Origin of the sequence: Glaciecola sp. SC05 (genome assembly GCF_041380235.1) — a bacterium.
Lineage (GTDB): Bacteria > Pseudomonadota > Gammaproteobacteria > Enterobacterales > Alteromonadaceae > Glaciecola.
The window spans coordinates 93,822-110,326 of sequence record NZ_JBGIYY010000012.1 but is presented as its reverse complement, the minus strand read 5'-3'; the positions used below and the strand labels follow the sequence as shown (position 1 = coordinate 110,326).

Genomic DNA, 16,505 nt, shown 5'->3' with positions numbered 1-16,505 from the left:
TCGTTATTTTTCATAATAAACGAATTTCGATTCAAGGATCGTACCTTAATCACTGAAGATATTTTTTGCAGTAGCTTTCATTTTCAGAATGTTTTTATTACTCATATTTTCGAAATGCTCAAGGAGCCTGACTCTTTTGACAAAAGCTTCGGCAATTTTTGTACAAACTTCTAAGGTGCTTTTCTCAGAATCTACTATACATTCTGCTAGTCCGTTATCATTGAAAATCGAGGTTATTTTGCCGTTATGACTCGGTTTAATTAAAGCTAGAGGCAAAGTGCCTGCGAGGGCTGCTAAAATAAGCACATGCAACCGATTACTTATGACCATTGCCGCCTCAGAATAGAGCTCATGGGCATCAGCAATACCTAAACGATTATCCAATAACGTTGTTACGTGTTTTCCTGCAAAATGTTCATGCAAAAGTCGTGATGGCTCCTTATCAAATTCAACTTGATGGCAAAAAACAAGCTCACAATCTTTGAATTCTGATTCTAGCAATAGAGCTTCTAGGCATAAAATTAGAGGTGTTAAATAACTTTGGTCATGCACAGTACCGTAGGAATTTGAACGAAAACAAACTACTATTTTATTTTCATTAACTTTTTTCCTTGGATATTCTGCGACATTCAGCGCCCAAGCCATATCAGGAAAATAGTCACAATTATCGATTCCAATTTTCTTAGCGTAATCAAGCGTAACAGTATCTCTAACACCGTAAAATTTGAACGCTTTACTGCCGAATTTTTCCGCCAAAACATTAGCGTTATCAAATGGCCCAATCGAAAAACCCAGCCGAACAATTTTTACTCCAAACCAGTTTAACAATTGTAATTTAAGATATAACTCTAAAGTTTTCGCAGCAACTCGCTTGCCTTTCCTACTAAAGTGACCAGGGGGTAATAGCAAGAATGTATTTGTATCCGACTTCTTAAGTCTATTTGCAATTTGGTGTTTTAAAATTCCAAAATAGAACCCGCTCGCACCATATTTCTTTGAATATAAAATATCGTTTTCTGCCTTTAAGCGATGAAGATACCAGTCTGGGCTGTTTCTATCATTCAGAATCACTTGCCCATGTGGCCGAATTAAGTTTATTAATGCCAAGTTAATTAACTCATCACCTGAGTTTTCAAACTGTGTAAATGTCTCAAAAAAAATTATGTTAATAGTCGTTCCCTCGTTGATTTTAATATGAAAAGGTACTTTCATATCTTCCTGATGTATTTTTCTACACTAGTTACTCAAATTGTGGAGTAATTCTAAGAGAAAAATACATATTGCTTTATGAATTATTATACCTTTTAGGTTTTCGGTGCAACGTTTTATGCCATAAAGATATAAAGAACTGAAATGTTATTGATGTATATGTTTTTTCGAAGTGAATACTATGCTGCAAACTAGTTTGCTTGAACATCTAGTTTATTGCGGGCAAGAAAAGCACCTATAAAGAACCAAAAATACCAATTAAACACTAGGTAATCGAATACATTATCTGAATAATGAATTAAACAATAAGCAACGAATAGTGCAAATACAATTATGTTTTCTGAGGCCTTATTTCTTAATTCCCAAAGTTTTTTTAGTAAGGGTACTAGTAACCATAAAAACGCAAAAAAACCTACGAGTCCAAGTTCGAATAACAATTGAACATAGGTGTTATGTGCACCGGCTCCCGTATCGCTTTCAATAATAAAAAAGGCGCTAGAATAATAAGTAAAGCTTTCGTATCCGAACCCGAGAATTGGCTGCTCCCAAAACTTAATTATAGCGCCGCCCCATATCACTTTACGCCAAGCATATGAATTCAAAGCCTCATAATCATTGAGAAGTGCATCGGGGTCATTGCCTTGGAAGATGTCCAAAACTCTATCCTGAATACTAGGTATCATCAACGCGACAGTCGCTCCGAATACTAAATAAAGCAGATAGCGCTTTTCCTGAAAAATACCATAAACCAAAATAAGTAACGCACAAACCGCCCAAGCAGAGCGCGTTTTTGTTCCTAATATACAAACCAAGCTAAATAATAAAATCAGCCAACACTGTTGACGAAACTTACCTTCTCGAGCGAATAAATCGCTTTTTATAGCAAAAAAACACACGCTGACCACCGTTACTAAATAAAAAGCAAATACATTTGGGTGGTTAAACGTTGAAAACAATCGGAACCCATTTATGTTGGTACTACCAGCGGGAAAAGCAAACTCATAAAAAACTGCTACTAAGGGAATAAAAGACGAATAAACGATGACTTTTAAGCACTCAATAAAATGCTGATCAGATTTTATAAAATGGAAAGGGATAAGAAATACCGCAACATAAGTTATAACTACTAATAAACTGCGCAGGCCCTGCATTAAATAGGGTGTATATAAGAGAGAGAAGCCCATTATCAAAATTAATGGAAGCCACGCCATCATCATTTTGTTTAGCTTAAACCGCTCATGACTTAATATAGCGAATAACACATACAGCATAAATAAATTAACAATTGCACCAAAACCCATGCCACCAACTTTAAATAAATCAAATATTGGGTCAAGAGAGGGTCTAGCGAGAATCACTAATAATAACAATGGGCTGTAAAAATATAGGCGTGGCAATTTAGACATATTGATGAAAACTTATGGCCCTTTGCATGCTGACAAAACACAGGAGTCTAGCGTAAAACATTTATGAGTCATTTATATCTTTCTCTTATAAAAAGGTTTATATGTATTGTAACGATATTGAGAGTATACCGTCTAAGTCTGCTTTCACGAACCATCGCTAAACATTATTTTGCATAAATTAATGTTCAGGTATTGCGAATGAGAAACTCATTGAAATAGAAAAAGTGATTTAGGTCCAAAAAATGGCTATCCTCTAGCTTATGCATGATCAATTGAGTCAACATCATGAGGACCCTAAAATAATGATAGATATTGTGACCAAAATTCAACATGTTGACACCCAAGAGTCGGCATTGGATGAAATTTCTTCCTTAATGAGCTACCCAAAGGTAAACGTTGTTTCATTTATCAATGCGCATGCCTACAATATGGCGGACAATTCGGACGCTTTTAAACACAGTTTACTGAATTCAGACGTACTTTTCAGAGATGGCGTTGGCGCAAAAATATTATTAAAAGCTTATAACAAACCCGCTGGTTATAATGCTAACGGCACTGACTTAATTCCTATTATACTCAACGCTTTCAAAAATAATAATATTTGCTTCATCGGAACAGAATCGCCTTATATTGAGCAAGCAACGGCTATTTGCAGAGATAAAGGCATAAATGTTGTCGACTATCTAGACGGATTTCAGACTACCCAAAAAATGAGCGAGTTCGTAGAGCATCACCAGCCTCGAATATTGATATTAGGCATGGGCATGCCGAAACAAGAAGCATTTTCAATGTTCCTAAAATCAAACTACGCTTCGCCTCTTCTCATTATCAATGGAGGCGCCATATTTGACTTTATGGCAAATCGTTTTGACCGAGCGCCTACTTTTTTCCGCAACAACGGTCTTGAATGGCTTTACCGCTTAACAAATGAACCAAAGCGCTTATTCAAACGGTACGTACTTGGCATACCAATATTTATTATGAAACTGCTTAAACACAAGGCGGCAGAGTGAGCGCTTAAACTTAATCGTCTCTTTTAGTGCGCACCCATTTTTTTTGGCGATTAGTAAAAAAGCTGGAATATATGCTGAATTTGCTTAATACGAATAACGGCATTCCTTTTAATTGCCTAAAAGACAATATTTCGCGTCCGAAATTAAACCAACTGATAGCAAGTCCAACAACTAATGCAAATACACTTAACACCAATATATAAAACCAAATGCTTGATATCCAAATACTAGCTATTGCGGCAGTTAGAGTAGTCGCCATCAAAACCACCCCCCACAAAACCGTTGGTGGAATTGCAGCGTCTAGTGCCTGCATAAACAATCGATAGTTCATGGTCATTATTGCTTTTAGTAACACTTTTGGCGTGCGCGATATTATAGAAAAGTGTCCGTGTTCCCAACGCTTTCTTTGTATATCTAAACCTTCTTCGTTTTCAGGAAAGTAACTTATCACCACAGCTGCAGGATTAAACAAAATAGCTTCACCACCATTTACCAAGTTCAAACCTAACTCTAAATCTTCTACAATATTTGACGACGCTAACGAATACTTCGCGAAAATGTGTTTTGGAAAAGCCATACCTGAACCCTGCAGATGACAACTAATGCCCATGCGTTTCTGTCCTAAAGGCCGAATCCAATTTTTAATCAGCCAAGTAAATTCGCTTATATTCAACTTTACATTCTGTTTATTGGGTGATTTCATTAAATAAAGAGCTTGTGAAACACTCTGCTTGGACTGCGAATCGCTGACTAAAACATCAAGAGCATCACTTTCAAAAGTGCAGTCCGCATCCATCACGACAATAGTCGGCCATTCATTTCCTAAGGCTTCTATATGATTTATACCTGCCTGTAATGCGTGCCCTTTGCCAACCTCGCTGGTGTTAAAACGCTCAACAACCATCACTCCCATAGAGCGAGCAAGCTCAGCAGTCTTATCATTGCAATTGTCTGCAACCACCACGACCAAGTCATCCGCTTTTGTCTTAGTCAGAATCCCCCGCAGCGTAGCTTCAATGCCCATTTCTTCATTATGTGCAGGAATAATGATGGCCGCTTTTTCTCTTGATATTTTTTTGCTACAACAACGCTTCGAACTAATCTGCCCGAGGAGTAGTTGGGCTGTAAAAAATAACGACACAAATGAAATTAAACAAAATAGTCCGGCTAAAAATATGGACATCTAAACTGCCCCTTTGAGGATTTTTATAATTTTTGCAGCTTCTGTTTCAATGTTATGATGAGTACTAACCGCATTAAAGGCCCTTTGTTTCATATCAACGATTTCAATACTGCTCAGTTGACTAAACTCTAGAAGCGCTTTCTCAATGGCAACTTGAGAGCCAGCACAAATAAGTAAACCTGTCTGTCTATGCACTATCAACTCAGGTATACCCGCGATAGAGGTACTAATCACCGCCACACCCATAGCCATAGCTTCCATTATTGCAACAGGGAGACCTTCAGCAAAACTTGGCAGCACCATCGCATCACTTGATTTTAATAACGATTGAATCTCGTTAGAATCTACCCAGCCTGTGATAGCTACATTTTTATCGAGGCCGTGCTGACTAACGTATGCCGCGACTTGGTCTCGCATTTCTCCATCTCCGGCAAATGTGAGGTAGGCCGGATTACCCTGTTTTACGAAATTGTTAAAAGCCTGTAGTAGTAACAACTGCCCCTTTTGCTCGCAAAGTCTGCCAATGCATAAAAAATTCAAATGCTTTGTTCGGGAGTCTTTAGCTGCAATAGTATCGTCAAAAAACGAGGGTTCCAATCCACAATGGACAAGTTTTATTTTATTCCAATCCTCAAATCTCGCCCAGCGACACAACTGCGATTTGCAAAAGTGTGTAATTGCAAATACCGCATTTGCGTGCTTTATTTTTTCATGTAAATTTAGGGTGATTGGTTTATCAAACTCTTCAGGTCCATGCACCGTAAAGCTATATGGAATACTTGTGAGCAAGCCTGTATACATGGCAACTTCAGCAGGATTTGTACCAAAATGAGCGTGGATGTGGGTGATACCATGTTGATTGCAGTAGTTCGCAACGTTACAACTCTCAACAATATAAATTATGTGCTTAATTAAAGATTGATTGGACTGTCTGTACATTTTAAACATTATTTTTAAAACAACCCAAAAGGTGGCCGGCTTAGAAATTACGGTACTAATAAGTTGCTTTAATAATGCGACGGGTGCGACCTTAAGAACGTAAAACGTTTTTTTGTATTCAGCTTTATCTATATCGCTCATTTCATTGAAATCGTCGGAACGCATCGCAACTCTCTTAACCTCAACACCATGCTTTTCTAGGGCTTGTATTTCACGCCTAATAAATGTGTGACTTACTTTCGGGTATTGATTTATTAAATAAAGTATTTTCATTTGATGTCGCTAGAATCTCAGGTGAACGTTAACAATGAATGCTCGAACAAAATTTACATTACAAACATTGACTTAGCCAATAGTTAAAACATTTGCGCAATATAAATGCAAGCTTACAGACTTCCGCTAAAAAATCATAAATAAAGTTTATTTTTTCTGTTAGAGGCGCTTGAGCGATAAAAGAGCTTTCACGACCAGTAATCGCTAGTTATGTTGCTTGTTTTTTTTGAAATATGTACGGTTAATAATTTGAGCGCATTTTCGGAAGTAGCCCCCCAAACAAATTAGTAATATCTCACTAAACAGATTATTGATTTGTGGATAACTATACATTGTTTGCATCAAAGCAGCTTTTTCGGAAAAACTCATTGGCGCTAGTTTGCTTTGAAGTCGCTCGAAGGCAAATCTAATTTTTGAGGCTGGTTTTTCAGAAATTCTGTTGCCTCCATGGTCATGAATTTGAACATACGAAAATGTATTTATATTCAACAAATCCCCCTTTGCTTGAGTGAGTCTAATCCATGTATCCCAGTCTTGAAGAGCCGGCATCAACTCATCAAAGCCATTGATTTCTCTAAGGTTAGCAGCAGTAGTAAATACTTGGTTACCGACTACATTCGCTCTTCGTAAAGCACGAATAGAAACTTTGGCTGTTTCATAACATCGGACCTTAGCATACTTTCTATGCTCCACGACGCTGTCAAACAGACCTGCATAATTGATACCCTCAGCTGTCAACCTTTGCCAAGATGACACAAAAGACTCAATTCTCCATGGTTCAAAATAATCATCATCGTCAAGTCCGGTAATAAAAATTCCGTTAGCTTTCTCAATAGCTCTATTACGCCCAAAACATGCACCTTTAGCGTCCCCTTCATTGCAAAATGCAATCAAATTAGAAATGGCCGCCTCACCTTTCAAATATTCTTGAGTACCATCTGAAGAGCCATCATCAGCAATGATTAACTCAATATTCTGATATGTCTGATTTTTCACTGACTGAATAGCTCGCTTCAGCAATGCGAGTCGATTAAATGTTGTGATGTACACTGTTACTAACGGGTTGTAAGAAGATTGAGTGAATTTAAGAGTAGCCAAATTTAAACGCCGTTAAAAAAACTAAATTAAATGTTATTTAAACAATACCAAGGATAATTCAAAGAATCACTTATTAACTTTCAAAATACCTATGTATCGAAATAAATCCATTTCAACGATAAAAAACGAGCTATTTTACAAGATTTAGTTAAGGTTTCCGCTCTAAAGCGCGATTACCTTTGAATAAACCTAATTTTAGAGCCTTTGCTTTTAATATGTTGATGCGCCGATTTCTAACATTTGCACTTTTATTAATGCTAACACTTGGATTGCCATCTGCATTTTCTAGTATTTTATTTAGTAGCAAATTATTTGAGAGTGTAGCGCAGCGCTACGACAAACGAGCAGAAGAGCGCGTGCGCGACTGGCAAAGGCTGATGGCCGAAAATCGAAACAGCTCAGTAGAAGACCAGCTTTTTGAAGTAAACCAGTTTTTTAATAGAATTGAGTTTGTAGACGATATAAAACATTGGGGTGTTAATGATTATTGGGCGACGCCTATAGAATTTATCGCCACCGACGGCGGCGACTGTGAAGATTTCAGTATTGCTAAGTACTTTTCATTGAGAGAGCTTGGCGTGCCAACTGAAAAGTTGAGGCTTATGTATGTAACCGCCACAAGGCCTAGGCAGGCGCACATGGTATTGGCGTACTACGAAACTCCTAGTGCAGTTCCACTTGTGCTCGACAACATCAACAAGCGCATATTACCGGCCTCGCAGCGACGAGACTTAATCCCGGTTTATAGCTTTAACGGCGAAGGCTTGTGGTTAGCAAAATCGCAGGGGCGCGGTCGACAAATGCAAGGTCAAAATAATAACGCATTATGGCAAGACTTAAATGATAGAATGCAGCAGGGCTTTTAATGAGTAAACTTATGTTATACAAGGTTATTAAACAACAGAGGAACAACCAAGATGTCGTTATCTAAACAGCTCGGATTAGGGTTTTTCTTTGTTTTATTGCTAGTGTTCGTAGGCACCCTGTGGATAAACACCCAAAATACTCGACATTTTTTAGAGCAACAGCTTAATTCTCATGCTCAAGACACGGCAACCTCTTTGGGCCTGTCAATCGTCCCATATATTGGATCTGAAGAAGACTTACCCATCATTGAAACCATGGTTAATGCAATATTTGACCGTGGATACTATCGCTCTATTGCGCTTTTTGACGAAACTGGGAAACTAATTTTCGAAAAATCACAACGTGATATGCAAACCGACATTCCAGAATGGTTCACATCAAAGTTTAAGATTACGGTACCTCAAGCGAGCTCTGAGGTGAATGACGGTTGGAATATTAAAGGTTCCTTAAAAGTGACCAGTAATCCAGGTTTTGGCTACAACCAGCTGTGGCAAAATGCCATTCACAGCTTGCTTGTTACGCTGTGCGGCTTATTTATCGCGATGATATTCGTTTGGTATTTGGTCAAAAAGGTCATATCCCAGCCAATCAACAAAGTTATTGATCAGGCCGACGCCATTAGTCAAAAACAGTTTGAGCAAATTCAAGACATTCCCACAACGAAAGAACTGTATCGTTTTGTAAATGCCATCAACAGCATGTCTGAAAAGCTGTTTATTATGTTCAAAAAAATGACCAACCAATCAGAAGAGTATCGTCGCTTTGCCTACGCTGATTTCGTTACCGGAGTAGGCAATCGTCGGGCATTTGAACTGGCGATAAATGGTTTGCTCAACGACACCGACGAACAGTCTGAAGGCTACTTGTTTTTAGTGCGCGCTAGCAGCCTTAAAACCATTCACACCGAGTTTGGAGGTGATGCTGGAGACAAGTATTTAAAGTCTATTTGTCAAGCAATAAAAGAGGCCGCAGCAGCAGAATATGACCACTTTGCGATTTACCGAGTTAACGGTGGCGATTTTGCACTGATTATTGAAAACATTAGAGAAAGTCATGCAAAAGCAATGGCTCAACTGCTCGCTATTTACACCAAAAGATTAGAAAAAAATGAACACCGAGAGGGCGCAGCGCATGTTGGCGGTAGCTCGTTTAGTTGTTCAGACTCTTTCAAAGACCTAATGGAACAAGCAGACTCTGCACTAATGACGGCAACGAACTCCGACAGCCGCTGGCAACTGCGTAGTAACTTGACCATGTCCCACTCTAATCATGAGTGGCGCGACAAGCTCAACGATATTATTAAATATGGCAAAGCTGACTTTGTTGCTCAGCCAATAAAAAGCAAAGCTAACAACGTCATATATTCAGAATGGTTTGCTCGCTTAACTGACAGTCAAACAAAAGAATTAGTCCCAATGGCGCAGCTTTTACCAGCGTCTATGCGTTTAGACTATGCACAGCAGCTCGACAAACTGATTATTCAAAATATGTTTATATTGGCGTCTCAACTAAATGAAAAAGTAGGTGTAAATATCAGCAGAATATCGCTGTTTGATAAAGCGTTTATTGCTTGGTTTATTGAAAAACTAAATGTGTATCGCTCAACGTGCCCTAATATCGTATTAGAAATCCCTGAGCGGGCGCTTGTACACGATGTTGACTCACTTGAAGAGCTGACTAAAACCGCTAAGTCTTACGGAATGGCCATTTGTGTAGAGCACTTTGGTGCCCAACTAGCTGGAATTGCCCATATCCGCCAGATAATGCCTGACTATTTAAAAGTTGACGGACGTTTTACTAAGAGTATTCACACCGAAACCGACAATCAATTGTTTGTAAAATCACTGATTAACATCGCGCACGGATTAGATATTAGGATTATCGCCGAAAAAATCGAATCCCAAGCTGAACAAACGTGGCTGTTAGAACACGGTATAGACGGTGTGCAGGGATATTTCATCGCACCTCCAGAGTCAATAAAAACACCAACTGAAGAATAGGCAAATCATAAGTTGATTAACTATTGAACAAAACGTAAAATAACCACCGGCCTGACGCTGTATGTTCAGGCAAATTAGAAAAGGATACATCATGAATTTGCGCCGCTTTATATTATGCTCCGTTGTTGGCATGTTTGCTTTAGTTAGCACTGCAACAGCGCAAATAGCATTCACATCAAACTTGTTTGGAGACGAAGAGCAACCCGGAAATCGTCTACACGACCAAATCATCATCATATATACCGGCGGCGATGAAGCAGCAATCGCTCGAGCAATTGATATCTCACTTGAAGATGACAATACTATTTTAGGTGGTGAAGCGAAGCAGGCAGTTGCGTTTGATGTGGAACATGCAAATGCGTTTTATGTAGAAATGACTCAAAGCAACAGTTTGATTGAAGTTACCAAACGCCTCATCGAAGCAAGACCTGAAATGGTAGTCCATACTATAACGCTCGGAGTCGTTCTTTATCCGGATTATGCGCAAGACATTTATGATGGAGCTTCACTCACAGGGGTAATGGAAAACGACGACCTCCTAGTTGCTATGCTTCAAGCAGGGGCAGATCCTAGTTCATTTGTTGACGCTACTGCTACTGGAAATATTACTGCAGCTGGCCCAGTCACTGCTACAATAGCCCCACTTGGCGCGGGAATCGGTGCTGGTGGATCAGGTGGTGGTGACACAACAGCCTCCACCAACTAGCTTGAAATTAGTTACCAAGCCCCTCAATTGGGGCTTTTTTAATGACTAATATAATTATAAGAAACTATCAGTGAGAACAATTCGTAACTTTACCGAGAAGCATTTGTCGGTTCCATTTTATATCTTTTTGGCAATTCTATTTTTGCTTCCTATTCCACTGGGCTCCAATAGACCTTGGGCATGGAGTTTTTTCCAAATAGCAATCTTTGCTCTAACCTTCTTTACAACATTTAAACTAAGAGAAACTAAAGATGCGGGTGTGCATCGTTATAAAAGTATGGTTCTACTATGGATTGTATTTATCGTTATTGCATTACTTCAAATTACCCCACTACCTGTTGTCCTAATAGACATATTCTCCCCATCATCGAGCGAACTTTATAGGCTTGCAGGTGCTGAAACATTTTATTTGTCAATAGATCATGGTCAAAGCATGATTAGCTTTATAAAACTACTTAGCCTATTTTGTTTGCTTTTATTGACAATGCAGCTTATTAACAGTGAAACTCGTATTAAGTTACTACTTTTAACAATGCTAGCCAGCGGCACTTTTCAAGCCTTGTATGGATCTTTGGAAATACTTTTAGGAGCAACGGAAAGCTTGGTTTTTGGATTCGAAGTAAAGGAATTTGCAACCGGCAGCTTTGTTTATAAAAATCATTACGCCAACTTTTTAATGCTTTGTTTGTGTGCTGGGATTGGCCTAATTGTAACATCCTTAGAAAAAGACAAGATGATGTCACCAAAGGACAAGTTACGTTCGATAGCATCTAGTCTGCTAAGCAGCAAAGCCATAATTCGTATATGTTTAGCGGTTATGGTCATAGGTCTAGTAATGTCTCGTTCACGAATGGGAAACGCCGCCTTTTTTGTGTCTGTAGCCATTGTCGGTTTAATATCATTGATACTGATACGTAACAGAAGCACTGGTCTATTTATATTTGTCGTAAGTATGTTCATTGTAGATCTATTTATTGTAAGTGCCTACTTTGGTCTTGCTCGTGTAAAAGAAAGGCTAGAACAAACGACCTTGTCAGATGAGACTCGAGATGAGGTGGTTCAAGATGCGTTTCCAATTATTGCTGACTTCCCATTATTTGGCTCTGGCGGAGGTAGTTTCTACAGTATTTTCCCTAGCTATCAGAAGCTTGAGGTTTTTGACTTTTATGATCATGCGCATAATGATTTTTTGCAATTTACAATTGAATTTGGTGTAAGCGGTGTTTTCATCTTATTTATTATTCTTTTATTTACGCTCTACAAAGCACTGAGAGCAATGTACATGCGCAAAAACTCAATTTTTAAAGGTGCATCTTTCGCTGTAGCAATGGCAGTTCTTGGTATGAGTATGCATATGACTGTAGACTTTCCATTGCAAGGATTTGCTAATGCTAGTTATTTTGTAGTCTTTATTGGATTGGCAATGGTGGCTAACGGTCTTAAAATTAGGCGTATTAAATCAACAAACAAAGAACGTGAAAATCGCTTTTAAAGCGATTGGCTTAGTTTTGCAGTGCTTTGCAATTTAAAATATCGTTATATACTAACTCATCGTCCCTTTTAGACCAGATGCACGACAACTCTAAAGCATCGTAACTTATGATAGCTTGTTTTACTCTCTGTCTACTCTCTCTATTGCGCAAACCAGCAATTAGTCGATGCTGAGTTTGCTCGCGCACGTTGACATAGAAAGGGTGGTTAGATACATATAGCGCTAACCCTAGTTCCGTAAATAAAACATGAATCTCTGGTTTTTGCGGCCCCATTTCATCGGCCTTATTCAAGTAGCTCAGCATTTCATCATCAAATTCCTGAAGACGCCATTTTATAACTGCTAAAGACCCCCAGGTTACAGGCCAACTTGGTCTCAATTTAGTCGCTCTTAAGTAATCGTATTTGGCATTCTGAAGAGCCTCCACAGATTTATAACCTGCCATAAAGCCCCACTCTTCCAATTGACCTGAGAGATCAGCATATAGTGGATGAGAAAAATGTTTTGATTCCGCGCTATCTATTGCTTGTTTTGCTGCCAAATATTTTTCATTAGTTTGTAAGTTTGCGTCATTTTGCCAAAGCTCTATTGCATTACGAACGAAGTAGTAGTCTAGGGCTGCCCCCCCAAATCTAAATGCATTCCAAATACCCACGGTCGCAAGCAATAGAATAAATAAAGCAAGTAGACGTTTGCGAGATAGTTCTGTGTCAAACAAATTTCTTAATTTATCTATTTGCATGTTCGCTATTGCCAAATAGTTTGAAGGGTTATCTTCTTTGGCGTATTTACAAATAAATTCTTAGCCATGCTTTCACCATTTTGATTCAAAACCGCTTTGTAAGCTTTAGACATCTCATTGGGGCGCTTAGATAAATTGTGCATATCAGAAGCAACATATGCAAATAAGTTATCATTAAGCATTCTCCAAACAAGGCTCTCAACATTGCTGCCAAAGGTGCCAGTAAAAGAGCCTGCTGTTGCTTGAAAGAGGACGCCTAGGCTTTTGAGCCAGGTTGCTCTATCGTAATTTTCTAAAATATCTCTGTTTCGCTCTGGGTGAGGAATAATTGGTTGAATATTATTTTTAAGTAACCACTTAATTAGGCTATCTGCCCCGGCCGGAATATGGCTGTGTGGGAGTTCCAATAAAAGTGCGGCTTTTCCTTCCCAAAATCCTAATAAAGGTATTTTTGACTGTAAAATCCAGTCTGTTATTTCCACTCCAATTCTTACTTCACATGAATAGCTTAGACGTATCGAAATTTCACTTTCTCTCAAAGTATTAACTGTGCTATCGAACACATCTTTAATACTCTCTCTATTATTATCAAAAACACCAATATGAATGTGCGGAGTGCAGATCATATGTGTAACGCCTTGGTCAAGTGACTGTCTAGCTAGTTCAACTGTATCTTCAATTGTGCGCGGCCCATCATCGATACCGGGTAACAAATGACTGTGTAAATCAATCAATTTTTTTGATCATCCGCTTGGTAGCTGTTGTAGCCATATTGATCATAAAACCCAGCATATTCACCGCTACGCCTTGCCTTTTTTATATCAACCTGATTGAGCACAACGCCATCGATACGATGGCCAATCTCAATAAAGCGGCTAAGGCCGTTCTTGATCAATTTATTGCTAGTGCTATCCGCTTTTACTACGTATACCAACGAATCACAGTGCTTTGAAACAACAATAGCATCGCTTACTGCTTGTGTAGGCGCACTATCAACTACAATGTAACTGTAAGTAGCTTTAAGCTCTTTCATTAGAAGGCCAAACTTTTCAGATGCAAGCAACTCTTGTGGGTTTGGAGGGAGAGTTCCTGCGCTTAAAACGTAGACATTAGAAGCTTGGTCGAACACCACACATTCATCTAAAGTGTGACTTCCAGAGATAATATTCGCTAAGCCTGGTTGAAAACCTGGTAAACCAAATTGTTTAGAAATCGAAGGTTTACGTAAATCGGTGTCAACTAAAATGACTTTTGCTAGTTGCCCCATGGCAAAAGCCAGATTTATCGAAACGGTGCTCTTGCCCTCTTTAGGCACGCTTGAAGTGACCAGAATTGTTTGTGATGGCTTTTCGATGTTAAGTAGCTGAAGACTAGTTCGTAAAGTCCGAACTGACTCGCTAAACATATGGTGGTTAGGGTCAAAATAATGCCTTAACGCCAAACTTTCTTTTTTGTCATGAGGTTGCCAAGGAATAATTCCTAGCATTCGCTGCGATAACTTACGTTCAACATCGTCAACTGAACGTATACCGTTATTAAGTGCCTCTAAAAAAAGTGCTAAAAAAACACCCAAACCAATGCTAGCCACAAAAGCGACGCCAACTATCAGACCCTTTCGTGGCTTTGATGGAGTAAAGGGGGGTTTTGCAGAATCTAATACTCTTGCATGAGCAGATTCGAATCCACTAAGTTGATCTGTCTCTTTAAGGCGAGTGAAAAACGAGTCATATAGTTGTTGGTTAATATCTACATCTCGTTGCAAAGCTTTACGACGACTTTCTAAATTAGAAAGTGTTCTGAAATCTGCTCTAGCTCTAGTAACATCGCGTTGCAACGCTCGGACTTTAGCTTCTGTGGACCGGTATTCATTGGTTATGCCAGAGACTAAATTAGTAATTTGTTCCCTAATACTATTCTGAATAGAGTTAAATTCAGCCGTCGCAGCGATCATTATTGGGTGCTTAGGTCCGTATACTTCCTGAAGTTCAGAAACTCGACTTTGCGCGAGTATTTCTTCCCTTTTTACCGATTGAACTGATGGGTGATTTAGTACTTCAGGTACGGCGGCAAGTTCAGCAATAGAAAGTCCTTGACGATTTACTTGCTCATAAATCGCCTGATTCTGGTTTAATAAAACTTGAGCATCTATTAATTGGTCGCTTAATTGCTGGAGTTCATCAGATGCAAGTCCAACCACGCCGTCGACATTTACTAATTGCTCAGCCTCATCAAAGTCTGAAAGTCGCTTTTCAGCCTCATCTAACTTAGTGCGTAAGCCTTGCAAGCTTTCATTTAACCATTTTGTCGCCTTTTCGGTCATCTCAAGCTTTGCTACTAAATAGTTTTCAATATATACATCAGCCATCTCGTTAGCGATATCTGCACTTAACTTAGCGTTGGGTGTTTCGATAGAAACTTCAACAACCTGAGTGTTTTTCAGAGGCGTTACTACTGTGCTTCTCATCAGTAAAGAGACCGCAAAAGCCTTACGAGCGTCTAGCAATTGTTCTTCTGTACGTTCTTGTATGATTTGTTGGGGTAAAAATGGTAGTGACGATTTTAGTAATTCTTTGGTTCCTTCAACAAAACTAACAATTGCACCTTGATTTTCTTCAATCACATCTTTATCAAAGTATTCTGTGTCCTGAAGTTGCATGCGCTCGACTACTCGCTCCGCGATTTGCCTTGATCGTAAAATCTGATATTGCGTTTCAAAATATTCTTTTCTACTTGAATCGAGCCCATAGACTTCCTCTATAGATAAAACGTTAGTTTGTTCTGCTTCGATTAGTATTGAAACTTTTGCGTTGAATTGTGGGGTGAGCGAGAGAACTATCAAAGCAACTAAAAGCGTTAAAAAGAATGCTAATCCCAATATTCTCCAAGCAAAACGCTTCACGACTTGAAAGTATTGAGCGAAATCTATGATATCTGAGTCAAACAGTTTAGTGTTAATTTGTTCTACTTGATTGTTAATCATTAGAGGATTTAACTCACTTAAAAGAAACGTTGGGGAACAGTTATAATATCGCCTGGCATAACAATTTCGCTAAGACTGGCTTCGATGGAAACCTCTCGGCCTGTAACGCTTCTCCTTATGCTAACAGAATTTTTTGCGGCCCGCTCTGTATAGCCCCCTGCAAGTGCTGCTGCTTTTTCAACAGTTAAACCGTGCTGGTAGGGATAGCCACCCGGTTTGGAAACTTCACCATTTATAAAAAATGGTCGATATTCTAAGACTGTAACTGAAACCGATGGATCAACTAAATAATCGCCTCGCAAACCTTCATCAATGAGCAGTTCGACCTGATTGACTGACTTTCCTACAAGTCTAATATCCCCTAAAAATGGAAATCGAATGATACCGATATTTGAGACACGAGTCTCTACAGTCAGGTCATCTTGACCAAATACCGTAATCTTAATTACATCGCCACTCCCAAGAGTATATTCACCCTCAGCAGTCTGAGCTACTCCAGTTTGAATCCAAAATGCGAACAACAACAAAAATAATAGTTTTGGAACATTAATCATTGGATTTTGCATAACTTCTCCTTTACCAAACTAAGGTATGAAA

At 38.9% G+C, this 16,505-nt stretch carries 14 protein-coding genes; 5 read left to right on the top strand and 9 right to left on the bottom strand.

Annotated elements, in window-relative coordinates:
• Positions 1 to 45 precede the first annotated feature (45 nt).
• Both AB9H30_RS12310 and AB9H30_RS12305 read right to left on the bottom strand, forming a co-directional pair.
• A complete protein-coding gene (locus AB9H30_RS12310; RefSeq protein WP_371194968.1) occupies positions 46 to 1,212 on the bottom strand; it encodes a polysaccharide pyruvyl transferase family protein in 1,167 nt (388 codons plus the stop codon).
• A 188-nt stretch (positions 1,213 to 1,400) separates the two neighbouring features.
• Positions 1,401 to 2,426, bottom strand: a complete 1,026-nt coding sequence (locus tag AB9H30_RS12305; protein WP_371194967.1) for an O-antigen ligase family protein — start codon at positions 2,424 to 2,426, stop codon at positions 1,401 to 1,403.
• A gap of 491 nt (positions 2,427 to 2,917) precedes the next feature.
• Here AB9H30_RS12305 and AB9H30_RS12300 point away from each other — a divergent pair, with 491 nt between their 5' ends.
• Positions 2,918 to 3,628, top strand: a complete 711-nt coding sequence (locus AB9H30_RS12300; RefSeq protein ID WP_371194966.1) for a WecB/TagA/CpsF family glycosyltransferase — start codon at positions 2,918 to 2,920, stop codon at positions 3,626 to 3,628.
• A 10-nt stretch (positions 3,629 to 3,638) separates the two neighbouring features.
• On the opposite strand, the gene AB9H30_RS12295 is transcribed toward AB9H30_RS12300, so the two are convergent.
• The 3 genes from AB9H30_RS12295 to AB9H30_RS12285 all read right to left on the bottom strand — a co-directional run bounded on the left by AB9H30_RS12295 (position 3,639) and on the right by AB9H30_RS12285 (position 7,121).
• Complete coding sequence (locus AB9H30_RS12295) at positions 3,639 to 4,811, bottom strand: glycosyltransferase family 2 protein (RefSeq protein ID WP_371194965.1); 1,173 nt, start codon at positions 4,809 to 4,811, stop codon at positions 3,639 to 3,641.
• Positions 4,812 to 6,023 (bottom strand): glycosyltransferase family 4 protein, encoded by a 1,212-nt coding sequence (locus AB9H30_RS12290; protein ID WP_371194964.1) that lies wholly within the window; start codon positions 6,021 to 6,023, stop codon positions 4,812 to 4,814.
• A gap of 204 nt (positions 6,024 to 6,227) precedes the next feature.
• A complete protein-coding gene (locus AB9H30_RS12285; protein ID WP_371194963.1) occupies positions 6,228 to 7,121 on the bottom strand; it encodes a glycosyltransferase in 894 nt (297 codons plus the stop codon).
• 221 nt (positions 7,122 to 7,342) lie between these two features.
• On the opposite strand from AB9H30_RS12285, the gene AB9H30_RS12280 reads away from it, so the two are divergent.
• The 4 genes from AB9H30_RS12280 (at position 7,343) to AB9H30_RS12265 (ending at position 12,186) form a co-directional block, all read left to right on the top strand.
• A complete protein-coding gene (locus tag AB9H30_RS12280; RefSeq protein ID WP_371195018.1) occupies positions 7,343 to 7,987 on the top strand; it encodes a transglutaminase-like cysteine peptidase in 645 nt (214 codons plus the stop codon).
• Positions 7,988 to 8,038: 51 nt separating this feature from the next.
• Positions 8,039 to 9,988, top strand: coding sequence for an EAL domain-containing protein (locus tag AB9H30_RS12275; RefSeq protein WP_371194962.1), 1,950 nt, complete (start codon positions 8,039 to 8,041; stop codon positions 9,986 to 9,988).
• A gap of 91 nt (positions 9,989 to 10,079) precedes the next feature.
• Positions 10,080 to 10,694 (top strand): hypothetical protein, encoded by a 615-nt coding sequence (locus AB9H30_RS12270; protein ID WP_371194961.1) that lies wholly within the window; start codon positions 10,080 to 10,082, stop codon positions 10,692 to 10,694.
• A 70-nt stretch (positions 10,695 to 10,764) separates the two neighbouring features.
• Positions 10,765 to 12,186: an O-antigen ligase family protein gene (locus AB9H30_RS12265; RefSeq protein WP_371194960.1), complete on the top strand. Its 1,422-nt coding sequence runs from the start codon at positions 10,765 to 10,767 to the stop codon at positions 12,184 to 12,186.
• A gap of 10 nt (positions 12,187 to 12,196) precedes the next feature.
• Here AB9H30_RS12265 and AB9H30_RS12260 read toward each other — a convergent pair whose 3' ends face one another.
• Genes AB9H30_RS12260 through AB9H30_RS12245 form a run of 4 tightly spaced genes read right to left on the bottom strand, consistent with a single transcriptional unit; the run spans position 12,197 to position 16,474 of the window.
• Positions 12,197 to 12,928: a VpsP family polysaccharide biosynthesis protein gene (locus AB9H30_RS12260; RefSeq protein ID WP_371194959.1), complete on the bottom strand. Its 732-nt coding sequence runs from the start codon at positions 12,926 to 12,928 to the stop codon at positions 12,197 to 12,199.
• Between the two features lie 5 nt (positions 12,929 to 12,933).
• The gene (locus AB9H30_RS12255) at positions 12,934 to 13,662 is read right to left on the bottom strand and encodes a tyrosine-protein phosphatase (RefSeq protein WP_371194958.1); all 729 of its coding nucleotides are present in this window, start codon (positions 13,660 to 13,662) and stop codon (positions 12,934 to 12,936) included.
• The gene (locus tag AB9H30_RS12250; protein WP_371194957.1) at positions 13,659 to 15,908 is read right to left on the bottom strand and encodes a GumC family protein; all 2,250 of its coding nucleotides are present in this window, start codon (positions 15,906 to 15,908) and stop codon (positions 13,659 to 13,661) included. The genes AB9H30_RS12255 and AB9H30_RS12250 overlap by 4 nt, the downstream gene beginning before the upstream one ends.
• A gap of 17 nt (positions 15,909 to 15,925) precedes the next feature.
• Positions 15,926 to 16,474, bottom strand: coding sequence for a polysaccharide biosynthesis/export family protein (locus AB9H30_RS12245; protein WP_371194956.1), 549 nt, complete (start codon positions 16,472 to 16,474; stop codon positions 15,926 to 15,928).
• Positions 16,475 to 16,505: the final 31 nt, after the last annotated feature.